The organism is Actinoallomurus sp. CA-142502, from assembly GCF_050936355.1.
GTDB classification, from domain to species: domain Bacteria; phylum Actinomycetota; class Actinomycetes; order Streptosporangiales; family Streptosporangiaceae; genus Actinoallomurus; species Actinoallomurus iriomotensis.
The window spans coordinates 5,566,978-5,586,330 of the sequence record NZ_JBNJMY010000001.1; the positions used below are offsets into that span (position 1 = coordinate 5,566,978).

Annotated in this window: 16 protein-coding genes and 1 pseudogene; 6 read left to right on the plus strand and 11 right to left on the minus strand. The window is 73.0% G+C overall.

Annotation, left to right across the window (positions count from 1 at the left end; translation table 11 throughout):
- The first annotated feature begins 16 nt into the window (after positions 1-16).
- Both ACQEV1_RS26505 and ACQEV1_RS26510 read left to right on the plus strand, forming a co-directional pair.
- Positions 17-1,810, plus strand: a complete 1,794-nt coding sequence (locus tag ACQEV1_RS26505; RefSeq protein ID WP_433396796.1) for an HSP90 family protein — start codon at positions 17-19, stop codon at positions 1,808-1,810.
- A complete protein-coding gene (locus ACQEV1_RS26510; protein WP_433396798.1) occupies positions 1,807-4,614 on the plus strand; it encodes a hypothetical protein in 2,808 nt (935 codons plus the stop codon). Before ACQEV1_RS26505 ends, ACQEV1_RS26510 begins: the two co-directional genes overlap by 4 nt.
- A 12-nt stretch (positions 4,615-4,626) precedes the next feature.
- On the opposite strand, the gene ACQEV1_RS26515 is transcribed toward ACQEV1_RS26510, so the two are convergent.
- Together ACQEV1_RS26515 and ACQEV1_RS26520 are read right to left on the minus strand one after the other, a co-directional pair.
- The gene (locus ACQEV1_RS26515; RefSeq protein ID WP_433405976.1) at positions 4,627-8,661 is read right to left on the minus strand and encodes a molybdopterin-dependent oxidoreductase; all 4,035 of its coding nucleotides are present in this window, start codon (positions 8,659-8,661) and stop codon (positions 4,627-4,629) included.
- 141 nt (positions 8,662-8,802) lie between these two features.
- Positions 8,803-9,597 carry an AraC family transcriptional regulator gene (locus ACQEV1_RS26520; protein ID WP_433396800.1) on the minus strand — a complete coding sequence of 265 codons (795 nt, stop codon included), beginning with the start codon at positions 9,595-9,597 and terminating at the stop codon, positions 8,803-8,805.
- Positions 9,598-9,651: 54 nt separating this feature from the next.
- On the opposite strand from ACQEV1_RS26520, the gene ACQEV1_RS26525 reads away from it, so the two are divergent.
- A complete protein-coding gene (locus tag ACQEV1_RS26525) occupies positions 9,652-10,662 on the plus strand; it encodes a zinc-binding dehydrogenase (protein ID WP_433396802.1) in 1,011 nt (336 codons plus the stop codon).
- Between the two features lie 21 nt (positions 10,663-10,683).
- On the opposite strand, the gene ACQEV1_RS26530 is transcribed toward ACQEV1_RS26525, so the two are convergent.
- From ACQEV1_RS26530 to ACQEV1_RS26540, 3 genes are all read right to left on the minus strand, one after another.
- Positions 10,684-10,875, minus strand: coding sequence for a hypothetical protein (locus ACQEV1_RS26530; protein WP_285624364.1), 192 nt, complete (start codon positions 10,873-10,875; stop codon positions 10,684-10,686).
- Between the two features lie 92 nt (positions 10,876-10,967).
- Positions 10,968-11,735, minus strand: coding sequence for a hypothetical protein (locus ACQEV1_RS26535; protein ID WP_285624361.1), 768 nt, complete (start codon positions 11,733-11,735; stop codon positions 10,968-10,970).
- Between the two features lie 224 nt (positions 11,736-11,959).
- Entirely contained in the window at positions 11,960-12,586 is a 627-nt protein-coding gene (locus ACQEV1_RS26540) for a TetR/AcrR family transcriptional regulator (RefSeq protein ID WP_433396804.1), read from the minus strand.
- 68 nt (positions 12,587-12,654) lie between these two features.
- Here ACQEV1_RS26540 and ACQEV1_RS26545 point away from each other — a divergent pair, with 68 nt between their 5' ends.
- Complete coding sequence (locus ACQEV1_RS26545) at positions 12,655-14,067, plus strand: MDR family MFS transporter (protein ID WP_433396806.1); 1,413 nt, start codon at positions 12,655-12,657, stop codon at positions 14,065-14,067.
- Positions 14,068-14,076: 9 nt separating this feature from the next.
- Here the strand turns inward: ACQEV1_RS26545 and ACQEV1_RS26550 are convergent, their stop codons facing one another.
- Both ACQEV1_RS26550 and ACQEV1_RS26555 read right to left on the minus strand, forming a co-directional pair.
- Positions 14,077-14,445, minus strand: coding sequence for a VOC family protein (locus ACQEV1_RS26550; RefSeq protein WP_285624354.1), 369 nt, complete (start codon positions 14,443-14,445; stop codon positions 14,077-14,079).
- Positions 14,446-14,524: 79 nt separating this feature from the next.
- Positions 14,525-15,148: an IMPACT family protein gene (locus ACQEV1_RS26555; RefSeq protein ID WP_433396809.1), complete on the minus strand. Its 624-nt coding sequence runs from the start codon at positions 15,146-15,148 to the stop codon at positions 14,525-14,527.
- Between the two features lie 36 nt (positions 15,149-15,184).
- Here ACQEV1_RS26555 and ACQEV1_RS26560 point away from each other — a divergent pair, with 36 nt between their 5' ends.
- Positions 15,185-16,456 (plus strand): MFS transporter, encoded by a 1,272-nt coding sequence (locus ACQEV1_RS26560; protein ID WP_433396811.1) that lies wholly within the window; start codon positions 15,185-15,187, stop codon positions 16,454-16,456.
- Between the two features lie 55 nt (positions 16,457-16,511).
- On the opposite strand, the gene ACQEV1_RS26565 is transcribed toward ACQEV1_RS26560, so the two are convergent.
- Positions 16,512-16,736: a hypothetical protein gene (locus ACQEV1_RS26565; protein WP_433396813.1), complete on the minus strand. Its 225-nt coding sequence runs from the start codon at positions 16,734-16,736 to the stop codon at positions 16,512-16,514.
- 59 nt (positions 16,737-16,795) lie between these two features.
- Between ACQEV1_RS26565 and ACQEV1_RS26570 the strand changes: the two genes are divergently transcribed.
- Complete coding sequence (locus tag ACQEV1_RS26570) at positions 16,796-17,071, plus strand: hypothetical protein (RefSeq protein ID WP_433396815.1); 276 nt, start codon at positions 16,796-16,798, stop codon at positions 17,069-17,071.
- 2 nt (positions 17,072-17,073) lie between these two features.
- Here ACQEV1_RS26570 and ACQEV1_RS26575 read toward each other — a convergent pair whose 3' ends face one another.
- The 3 genes and pseudogenes from ACQEV1_RS26575 to ACQEV1_RS26585 form a co-directional block, all read right to left on the minus strand.
- Positions 17,074-17,742 carry an SDR family oxidoreductase gene (locus tag ACQEV1_RS26575; RefSeq protein ID WP_433396817.1) on the minus strand — a complete coding sequence of 223 codons (669 nt, stop codon included), beginning with the start codon at positions 17,740-17,742 and terminating at the stop codon, positions 17,074-17,076.
- A pseudogene (locus ACQEV1_RS26580) lies at positions 17,739-18,509 on the minus strand (SDR family NAD(P)-dependent oxidoreductase). The gene ACQEV1_RS26575 and the pseudogene ACQEV1_RS26580 overlap by 4 nt, the downstream one beginning before the upstream one ends.
- A 30-nt stretch (positions 18,510-18,539) precedes the next feature.
- Positions 18,540-19,310: an SDR family oxidoreductase gene (locus tag ACQEV1_RS26585; RefSeq protein ID WP_433396819.1), complete on the minus strand. Its 771-nt coding sequence runs from the start codon at positions 19,308-19,310 to the stop codon at positions 18,540-18,542.
- Positions 19,311-19,353: the final 43 nt, after the last annotated feature.

Below are 19,353 nucleotides of genomic sequence, written 5' to 3' on the forward strand. Positions count from 1 at the left end.
GCACGAGGGGCGGGGCGTGGAGCGGGCCTTCCAGGTTGATCTGCGAGGCGTGGTCGATCTGCTCAGCCACCACCTATACACCAGCCCCCAGGTGTACCTGCGCGAACTCCTGCAGAACGCGGTCGACGCGATCACCGCCCGCCGGCAGGCCGACCCGGACGCACCGGCCGTGGTGGCCATCGACCCGCCCGAGACCACCGGCGACGGCACGCTGCGGGTACGCGACGACGGCATCGGCCTGTCCGAGCCCGAGGTGCACGAACTGCTCGCCACCATCGGCCGCAGCTCCAAACGGGACGAACTCGGCATGGCGCGGCACGAGTTCCTCGGCCGGTTCGGCATCGGACTGCTGTCCTGCTTCCTGGTCGCCGACGAGGTACGCGTGCTGACCCGCTCCGCCCGCGGCGGCCCGACGGTGGAATGGACCGGCCGGTCCGACGGCCGGTACCGCGTGACGCCCGCCGCGCGGGAACGGCCCGAACCCGGAACCACGGTGACGCTCCGGCCCCGGCCCGGCATGGAGCCGTGGCTGACCGGCGCGATGGTCGCCGACCTGGCGGTCCGCTACGCCGACGCGCTGCCGGTGGAGATCTCCATCGGCGGCCGGCGGGTGAACTCCGGCGCCCTGCCCTGGCAGCACCGCCACCCCTCCCCCGCCGTACGGGCCGCGGCGCTGCGCGAGTACGCCGAGCGCGTGTTCGGCTTCGCCCCGTTCGACGTGATCGACCTGGCCGTCCCCGAGGCCGGGCTGACCGGGCTGGCGTTCGTGCTGCCGATGGCCGCCAACCCGGCCGCCCGATCGGGACACCGGGTGTACCTGCGCCGGATGCTGCTGTCCGACAGCGTGGACAAGCTGCTGCCCGAATGGGCGTTCTTCGTCCGCTGCGTCGTCGACACCGGCGAGCTGCGGCCGACCGCCGGCCGCGAGGCGCTGTATGAGGACGACCTGCTCGCCGACACCCGCGAGGCGCTGGGCGCACAGGTACGCGACTGGCTGGTACGCCTCGCCGCCACCGCGCCGGACCGGCTCCAGCGCTTCCTGTCCGTGCACCACCTGGGCGTCAAGGCGCTCGCGCTGCACGACGTGGAGATGCTGCGCGTGGTGGACCGCTGGTGGCCGATGGAGACCGCGGCCGGGCCGATGACCCTCGACGAGTTCCGCCGGCGCCACCCGGTCGTGCGCTACACCGCGACGGCCGATGAGTTCCGTGAGCTGGCCGCGGTCGCCGGCGCGCAGAACTTCGGCCTGGTCAACGGCGGATACGCCTACGACATCGAGATCATGCGGCGGCTGCCGCTGCTGGACCCGGCGATCACCGTACGGCGCCTGGAACCCGCCGAGCTGACGACCTACTTCGAACCGCCGGACCCGGCCCTGGAGGCCCGCCTGCGACCGTTCCTGCGGCTCGCCGCCGACACCCTCCACGCGCTCGGCTGCGACATGGCGCCGCGCTCCTTCGACCCGCCGTCGCTGCCCGCCCTGTACGTGCTGAGCCGCGCCGCGGCCCAGGCCGAGGAGATGCGGTCGGCCCGGTCGGCCGCGAACGAACTGTGGGCCGGCGTCCTCGGCGCCGTGGACGCCACCGGTGCCGGCGAACGGCCGCAGCTGATCCTCAACCTGCGCAACCCCGTCGTACGGCGGGTCGCCGAAGCCGCCGACCCGTCACTGGCCGCCCTGGGCGTCCAGGCCCTGTACGGCCAGGCGCTGCTGTCGGGCCACCACCCGCTGCGGCCGCAGGACAGCGCGCTGCTCAACCACTCGTTCCTCGGCCTGCTCGAGTGGGCGATGGCCGCCGGAGGCACCCGATGAGCCGGACCGAGGCCGAACTGGCCGCCATGCTCGACCACGCCCGGCAGATGCGGTACGGCGAGGCGAAGACCGCGCTGATGGAGGACGTCGTACGGCACGCCGACGCCGGCGGCCTGCACCGGCTGGCCTTCGCCGCGCGCCGCGACCTGGCCAACGCCTACAGCGTCGGCCGGCAGTGGGACAAGGCGTTCCCGCTGTTCTCCCGCTGCCTGAGCGAGTACGACGCGCGCCCGGGCGAGTTCGGGCCGGAGGCGGACTACGCGCTGCGCAACTGGTACGCCCACATCGCCCAGTCGATGGCCGAGTTCCCCGAGATCAGCCTGGCCCAGATCTACGGCGCCTTCGAGGACATGGAACGCCGCTTCCGCGCCGGCGGCCACAGCCTGCGCCGAGTCCACGACGCCCGCCGCTGGGTCGCCCAGCTCGCCCGTGACTGGCCTGAGGAGGAACGCTGCCACCGGGCGTGGAAGACCGCCGGCGGACCGGACCCCGACTCGGTGTGGGACTTCGAGGCCGAGGTCGAACGGCTCGTCCTACGCGGCGACGACGCCTCGGTCGAACGGGCGCTGGCCCTGGCCGGGCCGGTGCTGTCCGGGCAGGTCACCTTCACCGAGCCGCCCGCGCCCATCCAGTGCCTGATGCTGCTGCCGCTGGCCCGCGCCGGCCGCTTCGAGGAGGCCGCCACGGCCTTCCACCGGGCCCGCCGGGCGATGTACCAGGACGTCTACCGGTTCGAGTACGGCGGCATGAAAGTGGAGTTCTGCGCGCTGACCGGCAACGAGGAGACCGGCCTGTCCGCGCTGCGGGAACACCTCGGCGGCTACCCCACGCTGAACCGGCCGAACGGCAAGATGGAGTTCGCCACCGCCGGGGCGGTCCTGCTGCGGCGGCTCGTCGAGGCGGGCCGGGGCGCCGAAACCGTCCGCGGGTCCGGATCGGACCTCACCTGGACCCTGGCGGAGCTGCACCAGGAGATGGAGACCACCGCGCGGGAGCTGGCCGCCCGCTTCGACCGGCGCAACGGCACCACCCACCAGGGCGACCGGATCCGCGCGCGGCTGGCCGCCGCACCCGTCACCGACTTCCTGCCGCTCACCCCGACCGCCCGCAAGGCGCCCCGGCCCGCGCCGATCCCGCCCGGAACACCGCCCGAGACGCTGCTGAACCAGGCCGAATGGCACGAGCAGCGAGAAGAGCGCACCGAGGCGCGCCGCTGCCTGGACGCCGTCGGCACGCCCCCGCCGCACCTGGCCGCGCGGCACACCGAACTCACCGCACTGCTCGCCGCCGACGACGACGCCGAGGCCGAGAACCGGTTCCAGTGGGCCGCCGACGCCCACCGCCAGGCCGGGGACCACCTGCGCCACCTGGTGTGCCTGTGCCGGCTCGGTCACTGGCTGAGCCGCCACGACCAGCCCAGGAAAGGGGTGAAGACGGTCGCGCGGGCCGTCGGGGAACTTCACCGCACCGGCGACCACCAGATGATCGCCTACGGTGAGCTGCTGCACGCCCGCTCGCTCGTCCAGGCCCGGCAGGACAACGACGCCTACCGCGCGCTGGCCCGCGGCGCCCACCACGCCCGGCTCGCCGGCGACGCGGTCCTCATCGGCTCGCTGGCCCTCACCGAGGCGCGCTGGCGCGAGTTCGACAACGCCGCGCCCGCGCAGGTGATGGCCCTGGCCGACGTCGCGCGGGGCGCCTTCACCGCCGCCGGCTCCCCCGGCCGGCTGATCGCCGCCCATGAGGCCACGCGCAAGGCGCACGACCGGGCGGGCACCCCGGGACTCTTCCTCGCCATGGTCGAACGGGAACTCGCCGCGCTCCCCCCGGCCGCGCCCGCGCGGCTCCGCGGCTACCTGCGGTACCGCCGCGGCCTCGCGCTCATCGGCGCCGGACGGCCGGCCGACGCGCTGGAGGACCTCATCGACGCGGTCGGCGAGGCCCGGTCCCGCGACGACGACACCGCCGAGCAGGGATACGAACTCGCCGTCGCCTACCGCGCGGCCGGTCGCATCGAGGACGCCGTGCAGGCGGCCGACGACGTCGCCGCGTGGCTGGACCGGCTGCGCGAACTCGGCCGGCTGGACCGGCCGCGGATCGCCGACGACAACCGTCTCCTGCTCGCCGAGGGCTACCGCATGCTCGGTGACCACACCCTCGCCCTGGAGGAGTACGACAAGCTGGCGGGCGACGCCCGCACGCGAGACGACCCGCTGCTGCTCGTCAACGCCCTCATCCCCACCGCGCAGATCCACGACCTGCTCGACCAGGACGCCAAGGCGGCACAGACCTACCGTACGGCCGGTGACGTCGCCGCCCGGCTCGGCAACCCGCACCTGACCGCCCTGTGCCGCGCGGCCGAGGCGCTGTCCCTGCACTGGGCCGGCGAGGGACAGCAGGCCCTCACCGCCTTGGCCCAGGCCGAACAGGCCACCCGCGCGCTGCCGCCCGAACCCGCCGCGCAGCTGACCAACGGCTGGGCGCTGACCTTCCGCAGCGCCGCGCACATCCTGGCCGGCGCCGGCCGTACCCAGGAGGCCACGGACCGGGCCGCGCGCGCGGCGGCGGCGTTCCGGCGACTCGGCCGGCCGGCCGAGGCGGCGGAGATGGATCTGCTGCACGGCGGCGTCCTCCTCGACGCCGACCGGCCCGACCTCGCCGAGCCGGTGCTGCGAGCCGCGTTCGACTCCGCCCCGCCCGAATCGCCGCTGCGTGTCTCCGCGGCGCACGCGCTCGCCCGCGCCCTCGAACGGCTCGGCCGGGCCGGCGAAGCCGGCCGGCTCAATGCCGCCCACCCGGCCTGAGGCATCATCCGGTCAGTACACGTCGCGGACGTAGCGCCGGGCGGCGGTGAGCTGCTTGAGGTACGCGGCGGCGCCGTCGGCGCTCAGCCCGCCGTGGGTGACGGCGATGTCGCGCAGCGCCCGGTCCACGTCCTTGGCCATGCGTGAGGCGTCGCCGCACACGTACAGGTGGGCGCCGTCCTGGAGCCAGGACCACAGCCGGTGCCCCTGCTCGCGCATGCGGTCCTGGACGTAGATCCGGGCGCGCTGGTCACGGGAGAAGGCGGTGTCGATCCGGTCCAGGTAGCCCTCGTCCCGCAGGGCGGTCAGCTCCTCCTGGTAGTAGAAGTCGCTGGCGCGGTGCTGCTCACCGAAGAACAGCCAGTTGGGGGCGCGGTGACCACGGGCGCGCCGTTCATGCAGGAAGCCGATGAACGGCGCGATCCCCGTGCCCGGGCCGACCATCACCATGGGGGTGGCCGGATCGGACGGGGGCCGGAAGTGGGCGGAACGCTGGATGTGGACCGGTATCGGGGAGCCGGGGGCGGCGTCGGCGAGGAAGGTCGAGCAGACGCCCTTGCGGGCGCGGCCGCGGGGGTTGCCGTACCGGACGACCGAGACCGTCAGCGCGACCTCGTGCGGCTGGGTGAGCGGGCTGGAGGAGATCGAGTACAGGCGGGGACGCAGGCGGCCCAGGACCTGCGCCCATTCCCCGGCGGTGGCGCGGACCGGATGCTCGGCGAGCACGTCGACGGCCTGACGTCCCCAGGACCACTGGGCGAGCTGGCCCTTGTTGTCCGGGCGCAGCAGCCTCTTCAGCCCGCGGTCGCCGGTGCGTTCGGTGATGAAACGCAGCAGGTCCGGGGTGATACTGGTGATGTCCAGGTGCCGGTGGAGGGCCTCCCCGAGCGGGACCTCGCCGACGCGGTCGAGCTCGACGGCGGTGCCGGAGTCCAGTCCGGTGACGGCCAGCCACTCGGCCACCAGGTCCGGGCAGTTGACCGGGCGCACCCCCAGCGCGTCACCGGCCTGGTAGACCGGCGGGACGTCGCCGTCGCGCAGGTCGAAGGTGAACCGCCGGACCTCCTTGCCCGACCCTGGGCCGCTGAGCAGCCGGTTGCCGGTGAGCCGGGCCGTCGTGACACCCGCTCCGGCGGGCCGGGCGGCGGGCGCGGGCCCCGGGACGGTCACGGCCGGTGAAGGAGCCCCCAGGGCGGACAGGACCTGTTCCAGCCAGGCCTGGGCGGAGGCCTCATAGTCCGGTTCGCAGTCGGTACGCGGGGCCAGCCGTACGGCGCCCAGCTCCTCCAGACGCCGGTCCAGGCGGCGCCCGTGCCCGCAGAAGTCGTCATAGGAGGAGTCGCCGAAGGCCAGGACGGCATAGCGGGCCCCGTCCAGGCGCGGCAGGTCCTCGGAGGCCAGGGCGTCCCAGAAACCCGAGCCGTTGTCCGGTGCGTCCCCGTCGCCGAACGTGCTGCTGATCAGCAGCAGGTCGGCGGACGGCAGCGACCGCGGCTCGGCGTCGTCCATGCAACGGACGGTGACCCGGTGCCCGGCGCCGGTGAGCCGTTCGGCGGCGATCGCGGCGAACTCCTCGGCGGTGCCCGTCTGGGACGCCCACAGCACCGCGACCTCACGGCCGGCGCCCTTCGCGTCCGCCGCGGGTTCGTCCGCGGACCACGGGACCCGCGAGCGCAGGCCGGCCAGGACACCGTTCACCCACAGGGCGGTGTCCCGGCTGAACGGCGCCGTGGGCGGCAGCACGGGAACGCCCGGCGCCCCCGACTCCAGCCCCTCCAGGAACCCGGCGAGGTAGCGGCGTTCGGGCTCGGTCAGTACCGGCGGGGCCACGTCCCGCACCCCGAAGACGGCCGCCGCCGAAGCCGCCCCGGCCGGCACGAGCGTCCGGGTGCCACCAGGGGACGGCGCGGCGACCGTGGCCAGCGACACCGCGCACACCTTCAACTCCGGCTGAAAAGACAGCGGATCGACCGCGTCGCTGGTCACCGCGTTGATGCTCAGGTACTCCCCGAACAGGTCGTTCCAGTGGAACGGCGCGAAGCAGCAGCCGGGCCGCACGCGTTCGGTCACCACCGCCGGCAGCACGGCCCGGCCGCGCCGGGAGGCGACCTCCACCTGGTCGCCCTCGCCGATGCCCAGTTCCCGCGCGTCCCGCGGATGCACCTCGATGAACGGGGCCGGGTTGAGCCGGTTGAGCTTGGCGACCTTGCCGGTCTTGGTGAGGGTGTGCCACTGGTGCTGCAGGCGTCCGGTGTTGAGGACGAACGGGAAGGCGTCGTCGGGCATCTCGGCGGCGGGCACGTGCGGGCGGGCGAAGAACACCGCCCGGCCGCTCGCGGTCGGGAAGACCGGCCCGTCCCCGTCCAGGTACCGGATCGGGTTGCGGTCGGGGCCGCCCGGGTCCGGGGCGGGCCACTGCACGGGGGTGGCCCGCAGCCGCTGGTAGGTCACGCCGCGCAGGTCATAGCCGGTCGCCGGGTTCCAGGCGCCCTTGAGCTCCTCGAAGACCTCCTCCGCACTCGCGTAGGAGAAGGCGTCCGCGTAGCCCATCGCGCAGGCCACCCGGGCGATGATCAGCCAGTCCGGCAGTGCCTCACCGGGCGGGTCGGCGGCCGGCCGGGCGAGTGTGACGTCGCGTTCGCTGTTGACCAGCACGCCCTCGGTCTCGGTCCACAGGGCGGCGGGCAGGACCACGTCGGCGTAGGCGTTGGTCTCGGTGTCGGCGAAGACGTCCTGGGTCACCACGAACTCGGCCGCCTCCAGCCCGTCGATGACGGTCCTGCGGTTGGCGACCGAGGCGACGGGGTTGGTGCAGATGATCCAGCAGGCCTTGATGTCGCCGCCGGCCATCCGCTGGAACATCTCGACGGTTCCCTTGCCGGCACCGTCCTCGCGGATGGTGCCCGGCGCCAGGCCCCACAGCCGTTCGGTGAACGCGCGGTCGGCTTCCACCAGCACCGAACGCTGGCCGGGCAGGCCGGGACCCATGTAGCCCATCTCCCGGCCGCCCATGGCGTTGGGCTGGCCCGTCAGGGAGAACGGGCCGCTGCCCGGCCGGCAGATCGCGCCGGTGGCCAGGTGCAGGTTGATCAGGGCGTTGGTGTTCCAGGTGCCGTGGGTGCTCTGGTTGAGCCCCATCGTCCAGCAGCTCATCCACTCCCCGGCGGACCCGATCCACTCGGCCGCGGTACGAAGGTCCTGCTCGGGGATGCCGGTGATCTCGGCGACGGCGGCGGGCGGGTAGTCGGCCAGCAGCTCCGCCGTCGCCTCCCAGCCCTCGGTACGGTCGGCGATGAAGGACTCGTCCAGGTGCCCGCCCTCGGCGAGCAGGTGCAGCAGGCCGTTCAGCAGTGCCAGGTCCGTACCCGGCCTGATCCGCAGGAACAGGTCGGCCTTGTCGGCGGTCGCGGTGCGCCGCGGATCGACGACGATCAGCTTGGCGCCCGCCTTCACCCGCTCCATCATCCGCAGGAACAAGATCGGGTGGCAGTCGGCCATGTTGGAGCCGATGACGAGGAACACGTCGGCCGCGTCGAAGTCCTGGTAGGAGCCGGGCGGCCCGTCGGCGCCCAGCGACAGCTTGTAGCCGGTGCCCGCGCTGGCCATGCACAGCCGCGAGTTCGACTCGATCTGGTTCGTGCCGATGAAACCCTTGGCGAGCTTGTTCGCCAGGTACTGCGCCTCCAGGCTCAGCTGCCCCGACACGTACAGCGCGACCGCGTCCGGGCCGTGCCGGTCGATGATCTCCCGCAGCCGCCCGGCCGTGGCGGCGATCGCCGCGTCCACCCCCGTCGGTGCCGGCTCGGCGCCGCGCTCGGGACGCACCAGCGCCGCGGTGAGCCTTCCGGGCGCGGCCAGCACGTCCGCGGTCGTGGCCCCCTTGGTGCACAGGCGGCCGAAGTTCGCCGGATGCGCCTTGTCCCCGGCGGCCCTGACCACCGTACGGCGCCCGTCCGGGCCCGTCGCGACGTCCAGGACCATCCCGCAGCCGACCCCGCAGTACGAGCAGACCGTCCGCACCTTGGCGATGGCCCGCGGGTCCCTCACGGTCAACGAACGGCCCCCTCGTCACATCCGACAGCGCCGCCGAACGTACGAAACGCCCGTTTCTCGCGTGTGACGCCGGACGCCGCGCCCGGTTACATCCGCCCCACACCGGACACACCGGCGATGTGAGAACCCGGACGATCAGGGGGTGCGGCGCCGGTAACGGCCCGGCGTGGTGCCGATGACGTCGGTGAACGCGGCGATGAAGCCGCTGGGGTTCGCCCAGCCGCAGGCGTGGGCGACGCGGGTCGTGTCGTGGCCGTCGGCGAGAAGGACGAGCGCGTGGTAGACGCGTAGCTGGGTGCGCCACTGATAGAAGGTCATGCCGAGTTCGCCCTGGAACAACCGGCTGAGCGTGCGGGCGCTGGCACCGGCCCTGCGCCCGAGTTCGGCCAGAGAGGTGTTGTCCGCCGGCTCTTCGTACAGGATCCGGGCGAGGGCCCGGAGCCGGTCATCGCGGGGTTCGGGCAGCTGGAGCGGCTGCTCCTGCGCCTCGGGGAGTTCGTCGACGAGGACGCGGCGGAGGCGAGCGCGCGCCGCCCGGTCGTACCCGCCCGCCGCGCGGTCGTAATTGCGCGGCCCCGTGAGGGTGAGCAGGATCTCGCGGGCCAGGTCCGAGACCAGGAACACGGCCGGATGCCCGGGCATGAGCCGGGCCAGGGACGCGGGCAGGAACAGGATCCGCATGTCGGTGTCGCCGTGCGCGCGGTGGTAGTGCGCGAACCCGGACGGGATCCAGCCCACGCGATTGGCCGGGACGATCGACGTGCCGCGCTCGGTGTGCACCGACAGGACGCCACGCGCCGCGTACACCAGGTGGCCGCGTGGATGGGAGTGCGCCGAGCTGGTGCCCCCCGACGGCCACAGGTGCGCCCCTCCGGAGGGCCACAGCCGCGACGTCGGACCAGGTCGGGCAGGTTGGCGGCCAACGGGCATAAGTTGGCACTTTACCGGTGGCCGGTCACCGTGCCGTCCGGCGACAGTGGACGCATGCACGATGATCTTTACTCAGGCGGTACGACCATGCGAGCGGCGGTCTGCGTCCAGGCGGGCGGCCCGGAGGTGTTGCGGATCCGTGAGGTGCCGGTCCCGGCGGTCCGGGCGGGCTGGAGCCTGGTGCGGGTGAAGGGCGCGGGCCTGAACCGGTCGGAGCTGAGGACCCGGCAGGGGCACTCCCCGAACGTGAGGTTCCCGCGGATCCTCGGGATCGAATGCGTGGGAGTCGTCGCGGTCTCCACCGACCCCGCGTTGCCGGCCGGGACGACCGTCGCGGCGGTGATGGGCGAGATGGGCCGGGAGTTCGACGGCGGCTACGCGGAGTACGCCTTGTTGCCGAACGCGCTGCTCATGCCGGTCACCACCACGCTGCCCTGGGACGTCCTGGCGGCGCTGCCCGAGACGTACCTGACCGCGCAGGGCGCGCTGGACGCGCTGGGAATCACGCCGGGCGACCGGGGACGGTTGCTGATCCGCGGCGGCACCTCCTCGGTGGGGATGGCGGCCGCGTCGATCGCGGCCGGCTACGGCGTCGAGACCGCGGCCACGACCCGGCGGCAGGACAAGACCGACGCGCTCACCGCGGCCGGCGTCGACCACGCGCTCCTCGACACCGGCGGATCACTGACGGACGACGTGCACGCGATCTGGCCCGACGGCCCGGAACACGTGCTGGACCTGGTCGGGGCGAGCACGGCGGCGGACTCGCTGCGCCTGGTCCGCCGCGGCGGGACGGTGTGCGTGGCGGGCTCGCTCAGCGGCTGGCTGATCCCGGACTTCGAACCGATCGCGATGATCCCGTCCGGGACCAGGCTCACGGCCTTCCACAGCGACGATCTCAAGGGCGGCGCGGGCGCGACCCTGTTGCGGCGGATCGTCCAGCAGGTCGAGGCCGGCGTCTACCGGCCCAACCTCGACCGGGTCTTCGGCCTGGACGACATCGTCGCGGCCCACCGCCACATGGAGAACGACCAGGCCGCCGGGAAGGTCGTCGTACTGCCCTGACCGCCGTACACGCGCGCCGGGCTACGCGGAGGTGTTGCCTTCTCCTCCGGGTCGTTCTGTTTTCGGCGCAGAACGTTGGTATGTGATGTATCCAGCGAGTATGGCAAGAATGCCGATTATGGCGATTTCGCCGGGCCCGATGCTGAAAGGAAGGAGAGCGACGGGCAGGACGAGGACGGCGAGGAAGGCGATTGCTGTCTTGAGGATGCGCACGATTGCTCCGCACGGATTGCGGAGGCTCCCGCCTATTCGCGCGGGAACCTCCTGCTGCGTTGTTCGGGTTGCGTCCGCTCTGCGATCACATTCTAGACCTGGGTGCTCCAGTACCAGGTTCCGTCCGCATGAGCGTACAGGTCCACATGCGGATAGTGGACACCGACGCAACCATAGTGGACCCAGCACCGCTCGATGGAGCCGGTGCCCTTGCTGGCATAGCCGCTTCTGCTTCCCATGTTGGCGAAGTTGTAGAAGTAGCGGAAGTACTTGGTGCCACGAAGGTAGGACTGGCCGTCGTTCTTGGTGATCTTGGAGTCTTCGGAGTGCGACGTGATCCGCTTCTTTTTGAAGCAGTAGTACATGTCGTGCTCGTACCGGTACAAGACCGTCCTGAACATCGAGCTCTTCTCCTGGATCCAGGCGTAGGCCGAGCGGCAGCCCGAAGAGGCCTTCCAACCCTTCCACCCGGCGCCATCGGCGCACATCGCATCGCTTTTCCGGCACACGGGATCGGGTTCGACGGCCTGGTCATCGTCGCCGATCGGGTGGTCGCTGATGATCGTCTGACTGCCCAGGACCACGCCGTGCTCATCTTCGGCCCGCATCGTGACGCCGTACTCGGTGACGGTCTTCTCGGAGAGCGTGCCACAGGGCGTACCTGGGTGCGCATTATGGAGGTGCGCACATTCTTCCGGTGACATGCGGTGTGCGGCGAAAGTCTCCGGTATGCCGTCTTCGGCCGGACTTGGCGTTCGAGTCACGGGCGAGTTGTCGCTCGCCGCCATGGCTCCCGGCCCGATGGCGGTGCATACCGCCGCGAATATCGTCGCGATGGCAAGAGCGTGGATCTTGAACAACGAATTCTCCCCTCGTGGCGAGATGTGGACGTGTTCAGCGGTGGTCAGTGCGGATCAAGTCGAGCGTGACCCCCCATTTCGGTTTTCTCCGCGGTGCGTTCGGTGAGATGAGTCCGATTGTGCACCTGGAGTCACCCGGGCGTCATTTACGCTGAGTGCACAGACCATTGACGTCGGGAGCAATGGCGGCGAATGGTTCGCCGATGATGGGTGCCGCGCGGGGGTCAGCGGCCGTAGGCGCGCAGGAAGACGCGGACACCCGCGGCGGCCAGGCGGTCGATCTCCTCCTGGTCCAGATGCACCGTGCCGTACCAGGACCGGTTGTTGACCGGGCCGGTGACCAGCACGCCCAGGAACTCGGCCGCCTCCAGCGGGTCGTCGATCTCCAGCAGGCCCTGCTCGCCCAGTTCGGCCAGCCGGGCGGCCAGCGCGCTCTGGACCGGGCGGTCCCGCGGCTCGGCGTGGATCAGGTCCGGGAAGTGGGACGCCTCGGCGATCACCAGGCGCATCACCGCGGCGCGTTCGGCCGAGCGGGCCATCTCCGTGGCGAACGCGCGGCCGAACGCCGTCAGCGCCGCCGCCACGTCCGTGACCTCGCCCAGCGTACGGTCCAGCAGGTCGCCGAAGGCCGCCGCCTGCGCCGCCGCCGTCTCGCGCACCGCCGACAGGAACAAGGTCTCCTTGCCGCCGTAATAGTCATAGATCGTGCGCTTGGAGACCCCGGCGGCCTCGGCGATCGCGTCGACGCTGGCGCGCGCGTACCCCTCGCGGACGAACACCTCAAGCGCCGCGCGGATGATCGCGGCGCGCTTGGCGGGCGACCCCGGACGCAGGGCGGTCGTGTCGGGCACGGGTCCCCTCTCCTCGGCTACACCGTGGAGTGTAGCTCTTCTACACTGCACGGTGTAGTGTCGCCTCCATGGTCGACACCACGTCCCGCACACCGCCCGCCCGCCTCGATCCCGCCCTCCTCCGGCTCGGGATCACCGTCATCGTCGGCACCGTCACCGCGATGCTCGACATGACGATGGTCGCGGTCGCCCTGGCCGGCCTCACCCGCGCGTTCCACACCTCGGTCACCACGATCCAGTGGGTCAGCACCGCCTACCTGCTGGCCATCGCGACGGTCATCCCCGTCACCGGCCGGCTGGCCGAACGCTTCGGCGCCCGCGCCATGTGGCGGTTCGCGCTGGCGGTCTTCCTCATCGGCTCGGCGCTGTGCGGCCTGGCCTGGTCCGCCGGCGCCCTCATCGCCTTCCGCGCCCTGCAGGGCGTCGGCGGCGGCATGATCGTGCCGCTGAGCATGATGATCCTCGCCCAGGCGGCAGGCCCCGACCGGCGCGGGCGCGTCATGGCCCTGGTGGCCGTGCCCGGGCAGCTGGCGCCCATCCTGGGCCCGCTGGTCGGCGGCCTGATCATCGACGCCGGTAACTGGCGCTGGATCTTCTACGTCAACATCCCCATCGGCCTGCTCGCCCTGCTGCTCGCCCGGCGCGGCATCCCGGCCGCCCCGCCGCGCGAACCCGGCGCGCGGTGGCTGGACCTGACCGGCCTGGCGCTGCTGGCGCCCGCGCTCGCCCTGACCCTGTACGGGGTGTCCGCCCGTACCGCCCGGATCCCGCTGCTGGCCGCCGGCGTCGTACTGCTGGCCGCGTTCACCGTCCACGGGCTGCGCCGGCGGCGGGTCGCCCCGCTGCTGGACCTGCGCCTGTTCGCCCACCGGCCCTTCGCGGCCGCCTCGACGCTGAACTTCCTGTCCCGGCTGTCGGTCTTCGGGGTGATGATCCTGATGCCGCTGTACTACCAGCAGGTACGCGGCCACGGCGCGCTGACCGCCGGGCTGCTGCTGGCCCCGCAGAGCCTGGGCACCATGCTCGCCCTGCCCGTCACCGGCCGGCTCACCGACCGGATCGGCGCCCGGCCCGTCGTCCTGGCCGGCATCGCGATCACCACCCTCGGCACCCTGGCCTTCACCCGGGTCGGCCCGCACACCGGCGGCGTCGCGCTCGGCGCGGTGCTGCTGGTCTGGGGCATGGGCGTCGCGGCCGTCGCCGTCCCGGTCTCGGCCGCCGCCTACGAAGGGCTCGCGCCCGCCCAGATCCCCGGCGCGACCAGCGCCATCACCACGGTGCAGACGGTCGGCGCGTCCGTCGGCGCGGCCGTGCTCACCGCGATCCTGCAACACCGGCTGGCCCACCACCGCGGCGCGCCGTCCGCGGCGTTCGACGCCGCCTTCTGGTGGGTGCTGGCCTTCACCGCCCTGACCCTGCTGCCCGCCCTGCTGTTCCCGCTGCGCCGTGCCCGGCCCGAACCGGACACGGCGCGCGCGTGACCATCGTGCCTACGAGGCGCGCGGGCACAGGCAGAACGGGTGCCCGGCGACGTCCAGCAGCACGCGCCAGCGGTCACCGCCCGGCTGGGTGTCCGGCAGCGTCGCGCCGAGCTCCTGGCAGGCCGCAACCGCCTTGTCCAGATCGTCGACGTACAGGTCGAGGTGGTAACGCTTGGGCGTGGACTCGGCCGGCCAGTCCGCCGGGGCGAACCCCTCGACGCGGCCGAACCCGATCGAGGTCTGCCCGTCGGAGACCATGGCGTACTCATCCTCGCTGTGCGTGATCTCCCAGCCGAAGACGCCGTGGTAGAACTCCGCGAGCGCGCGCGGGTCGGCGCAATCGAGGTTGATCATGGCGAGCGAGGCTATGGCGGTCATCGATGTCTTCCCTTCGTCGGTGGAACGCCTCGATCCTGCCGCCCGTACCTGACAACTTCTGGCAACAATCCGACGATCATCAGATGATCGGCACGTCCACGTGTCCGACCGGGCCGCGGCGGGTCCGCACCCGTCCGCCGGCGGCCGCGGCCACCCACGCGTCGAACGCCGCCAGCTCCTCCTCCGGCACCAGCACGTCCAGCTCGGCCCGCGCCCCGTACCGGGACCCGGCCGGGGTGTAGGCCGAGGCGTGCAGGTCACGGCTCAGCCGCCCGGCGAGAGCATGGTCGGCCACCACCGTCACCGTCACCACCGCCTGCCGCTCGACCATCCCCACCCGGTCGATCGTGGCGCGCACCACCTGCCCGTACGCGCGGACCAGGCCGCCCGCGCCCAGCTTCACGCCGCCGAAGTACCGGCTGACGACGGCGACCGTCCCGGTCAGCTCACGGCGCGTCAGGACCTCCAGCATCGGCCGCCCCGCCGTGCCGGCCGGTTCCCCGTCGTCGTTGCTGCGGGTAAGGTCGCCATGCTCACCGAGGACATAGGCGGTGCAGTTGTGGGTCGCGTCGTGGTGGGTCCTGCGGCGCCCGGCGATGAACTCCTGCGCCTCCGCCTCAGTGGTGACGCGGGCGAGCGCGCAGACGAACCGCGAACGCCGGACGTCCAGCTCGTACTCGCCGGAGTGCGTGATCGTGCGCATGTCGCACCCACCGTACGCGGATCGAGGGGATGAGACGTGGCCGGGCATCGCCGCTTGGTACTGGACATCCGCCCGCTGCGCGGGTCGGCGGACTTCCGCCGCCTGTGGGTCGGATCGTCCCTGTCGGTCGTCGGCGGGCAGATGACGACCTTCGCGGTGACCCTGCAGATCTACCGCACGACGCACTCCTCGGCCGCCGTCGGCGCGGTCGGGCTGGCCTCGGGCCTGCCGATGATCCTGCTCGGGCTGTTCGGCGGATCCTTCGCCGACGCGGTCGACCGCCGCCGTCTCGTCCTGGTCACCAACATCGGCTCCATCGTGGTCTCCACGCTCCTGGCCGCCCAGGCGTTCGCCGGCCTCCGGGCGCTGTGGCCGCTGTACACACTCGTGGCCGTCCAGGCGCTGCTCGGGACGGTCGGCGCGCCCGCGCGCCGCACCTTCGTGCCGCGGCTGCTGCCCGCCGGGCAGGTCGCGGCCGGGGTCGCGCTGACCCAGCTGTCCTTCCAGGTCGGCCTCATGGCCGGCCCGGCGCTGGCCGGGGTCGTCGCCTCCGCCGGTGGCCTGCGGCTGTGCTACCTGGCCGACGTCGTCAGCTTCACCGGCACCCTGTACGCGCTGGCCCGCCTGCCCGCCATGCCGCCGCAGGGCGGCCCGGCCCGGCCGGGCATCGCCGCCGTCGCCGACGGACTGCGGTTCATCCGCCGGCGGCCGATCCTGGCCGGCGTCTTCCTCGCCGACATCGACGCGATGGTCCTGGGCATGCCGTTCGCGCTGTTCCCCGCCCTGAACGCCGCCCACTTCGGCGGCGCCGCCTCCACCCTGGGCCTCATCACCGCCGCGCCCGGCGTCGGCGGGCTGGCCGGATCGGCGCTGTCCGGCGCGGTCGGGCACATCGCCCGGCCCGGCCGGGCCCTGCTGGCGAGCGTGACGGTCTGGGGCGCCGCCATCGCCGGGTTCGGTCTGGCCCGCACGCTGTGGCTCGGCCTGCCGCTGCTGGTCATCGCGGGCGCGGCCGACACGATCAGCGTCATCGTCCGCTCCACGATCGTGCAACTCGCCACGCCCGACGGGTTCCGCGGGCGGGTCACCGGCGTCGATTTCGTCATCGGCGCCGCCGGGCCCCAGGTCGGCAACTTCCGCGCCGGTGCCCTCGCCTCGCTGACCTCCCCGGCCGTCAGCGCGGTCGGCGGTGGCCTCACCGTCCTGCTGGGCGCCGGCCTGCTCCGCCTCGCCGTGCCCGCCCTCACCCGCTACACCACCGCCGGTGACGCGGCCCTTGAGCAGCATCGGACGGCCGGGACCTCGTGACGGTTCGATCGCTGGGTTGCTCAAGGGAACGAGAACCCGCGTCGGCCGTGAGCCTTCATCCGGTGTTGGCGGCCTGCGCCGACTGCAAGCCGTCCAGCATCGCGGCCAGGCCGAGTTCGAAGTGGTCGTCGGGTTCGGTGACGTCGGCGGCCTCGGCCGGCACGTTGTCGTCGGGCTCGCCGGGGCTGGGCTTTCGGCTGCGGGCGGCGGCCCCGAGCCGCAGCACGGCGACGCTCTGGGCGTGCCCGAGGGTGTACTCCCGCAGGCAGCGGAGGAACACCGGTCCAGAATCGCGGTGAGCCGAGTCGCGAACTCCTCCGGGCCCTGCTGGTAAGCCGTGTGACCTCCGGGGAACCGCGCACAGGACACACCGAGCCGATCGGCGAGGACGAGCGCCGCCTGTCCCCCCGCGGAGCGGAAGATCCACGGCGGGCGAGGCATCGTCATCGCGCCGAACGCGGCGAACGCGCGCATCGCGCCTTTCTCCCGGCCCAGCCGGGCGATGTCCTCCAGTTCCCGCCGCTCGGGACCGCCGGCGGGCAGGACCTGAACGAGCGGGGGCTCGTGAGCCACCGCTCCCAGCAGCCGGTGGGCGTGCCGGACGAGGCGGGCTGACCTCAGGTCAGTACGGTCACCGTCTCCGCCGGCGAGGCGTGCCGGCGCCACAGGTGTTCCGCGACGTCGTCGGGTTCGTGGGTGAGCCCCGGCCCCACGGCGCCGACGATGGTGACGCGGCCGACGTTGATCCCCCGTGGCGGCAGCGCCTGCGCGAGCAGGTCGACGTAACTGCTCAGCCCGGCGTAGACGACCGCGCTGACGGCGCGCTCCGGGCTGGGCCGTACGGCCGCGCCGCCGGTGGTGAACAGCAGCGTGCCCGAGCCGCGCTCCAGCATCCCCGGCAGGACGGCCTGGACGACGGCGGTGGCGCCCACGACCGTCAGCGCCAGGGCGCCTGCGACGTCTTCGGCGGTCGTGTCCAGGACGGGCCGGATGAGGCGGACGTCCGGGAGCGGGCTGAAACAGACGACCTCGGGAACCCCGAGGGCCGAGGTCAGCTCGCCGAGCGCCCGGGCGATGTCGCCGGGGTCGGTGATGTCGCCCGTGGCCGCGGCGGCGCGGTGTCCGCCGCCGCGCAGGACATCGGCGATGCCCTCGACGCGGGCCCGGTCGCGGGCGATGAGCCCGACCGGGTGGCCCTCACGGGCGAAGCGGCGGGCCGCCGAGGCGCCGATGCCCGGTCCCGCGCCGACGACGAACACGGCCCCGCCGCCGGTGCGGCCGCTCACTGGGCGGTCCATCCGCCGTCGACGGCCACGAGCGCGCCGGTGACGAAGCTCGCGGCGTCGGACACGAGGAAGGCGACGGTCTCGGCGACCTCCTCGGGACGCCCGATCCGGCCGATCGGGTGAGCGTCGCCGAACGAGGCGAGCATCGCCCGGCCGTCGTCCACGACGCCGGCCATGATGTCGGTGTCGATGACTCCGGGCAGCACGGCGTTGGAGCGGATGCCCTTGGGGCCGCCCTCGATGGCCAGCACCCGCGTGATCTGGGCCAGGGCGCCCTTGGAGGCGGCGTAGGCCGTCTGCGTGGCGAACGCGACGACCGACGAGACCGAGGCGATCGAGACGATCGCGCCGCCGCCGGCGGCCTCCATCACCCGGAAGGCCTCGCGCGCCTAGACGAAGTTGCCGCCGGCGTTGACCCGCAGGATGTCCTCGAAGTCCTCGACGCTGGTCTCGGTGATCGGCTTGTTCAGCGTACGGCCCGCGTTGTTGACCAGGATGTCGAGCCGGCCGAACCGGTCGGTGGCCGCGCGCATGGTCGACCGCGCGAACTCCTCGTCGGCCACGTCACCGACGAGCGCGGTCACGTCGCCCGGGTCGCTCGCGGCGAGTTCCCGGACAGCCGGGGAACGGTCGGTGACGACCAGGCGGGCGCCGCGCTCCCGCAGCAGCGTGGCCGTGGCGTGCCCGATGCCGCGCGCGGCGCCCGTGACGACGGCGACCCTTCCGCCGAGGTCCCAGGAAGCCGGGAGGTTCTGGTTGGTGGTCATGTTTCCTCTGCTCGATCGTCGGTAGGGGTGTCAGCGTTGCCGGGCGGGCCGCAGGACGATCTCGTTGACGTCCACGTCGGCCGGCTGGGCGAGGGCGTAGGAGACGGCCCCGGCGACGGCGTCCGGTCCGATCGCGTGCGCCCGGTAGGTGCGCATGGCCTCCGCGGCTCCCTCCTCGGTGATGGAGTCGGCGAGTTCGGAGGTGACCACTCCCGGGGAGATGGTCGTGACCCTGATCGCCGGATCGCTCTCCTGCCGCAGTCCCTCGGTGATCGCCCAGGCGGCGTACTTGGTGCCGGAGTAGACGGCGCCGGTCGGCACGACCTGGTGCGCGCCGATGCTCGCGACCGTCACGAAGTGCCCCGAACCCTGCGCGGTGAAGTGAGGCAGGACCGCGGCGATCCCGTGCAGCAGCCCGCGGACGTTCACCTCGACCATCCGGTCCCACTCATCGACCAGCAGGGAGTCGAGCCGTGACAGCGGCATGACCCCGGCGTTGTTGACGAAGACGTCGACCCGCCCGAAGCGTTCCCGGGCGGCCTCGGTGAAGGCGGCGACGTCGCGGCGGTCCGTCACGTCGAGCCGCACCGGATGCAGGGACCCGCCGGAGCGGGCCGCCGTCTCCGCGGTGTCCTCGGCGAGCGCCCGCAACCGGTCGGTCCGCCGCGCCCCGGCGACCACCTGGTGTCCTTCGCGTACGAGCCGGGCGGCGACGGCCGCGCCGATGCCACTGCTGGCCCCGGTGACGAGAACGACCTTGCCGTCGGCCGCCCGGCGTTCCTGTGTCTGGTTCGTCGGCATGACCTCAACACTGCGCCCCGCCGAACCGATGCGGGAGGACGCC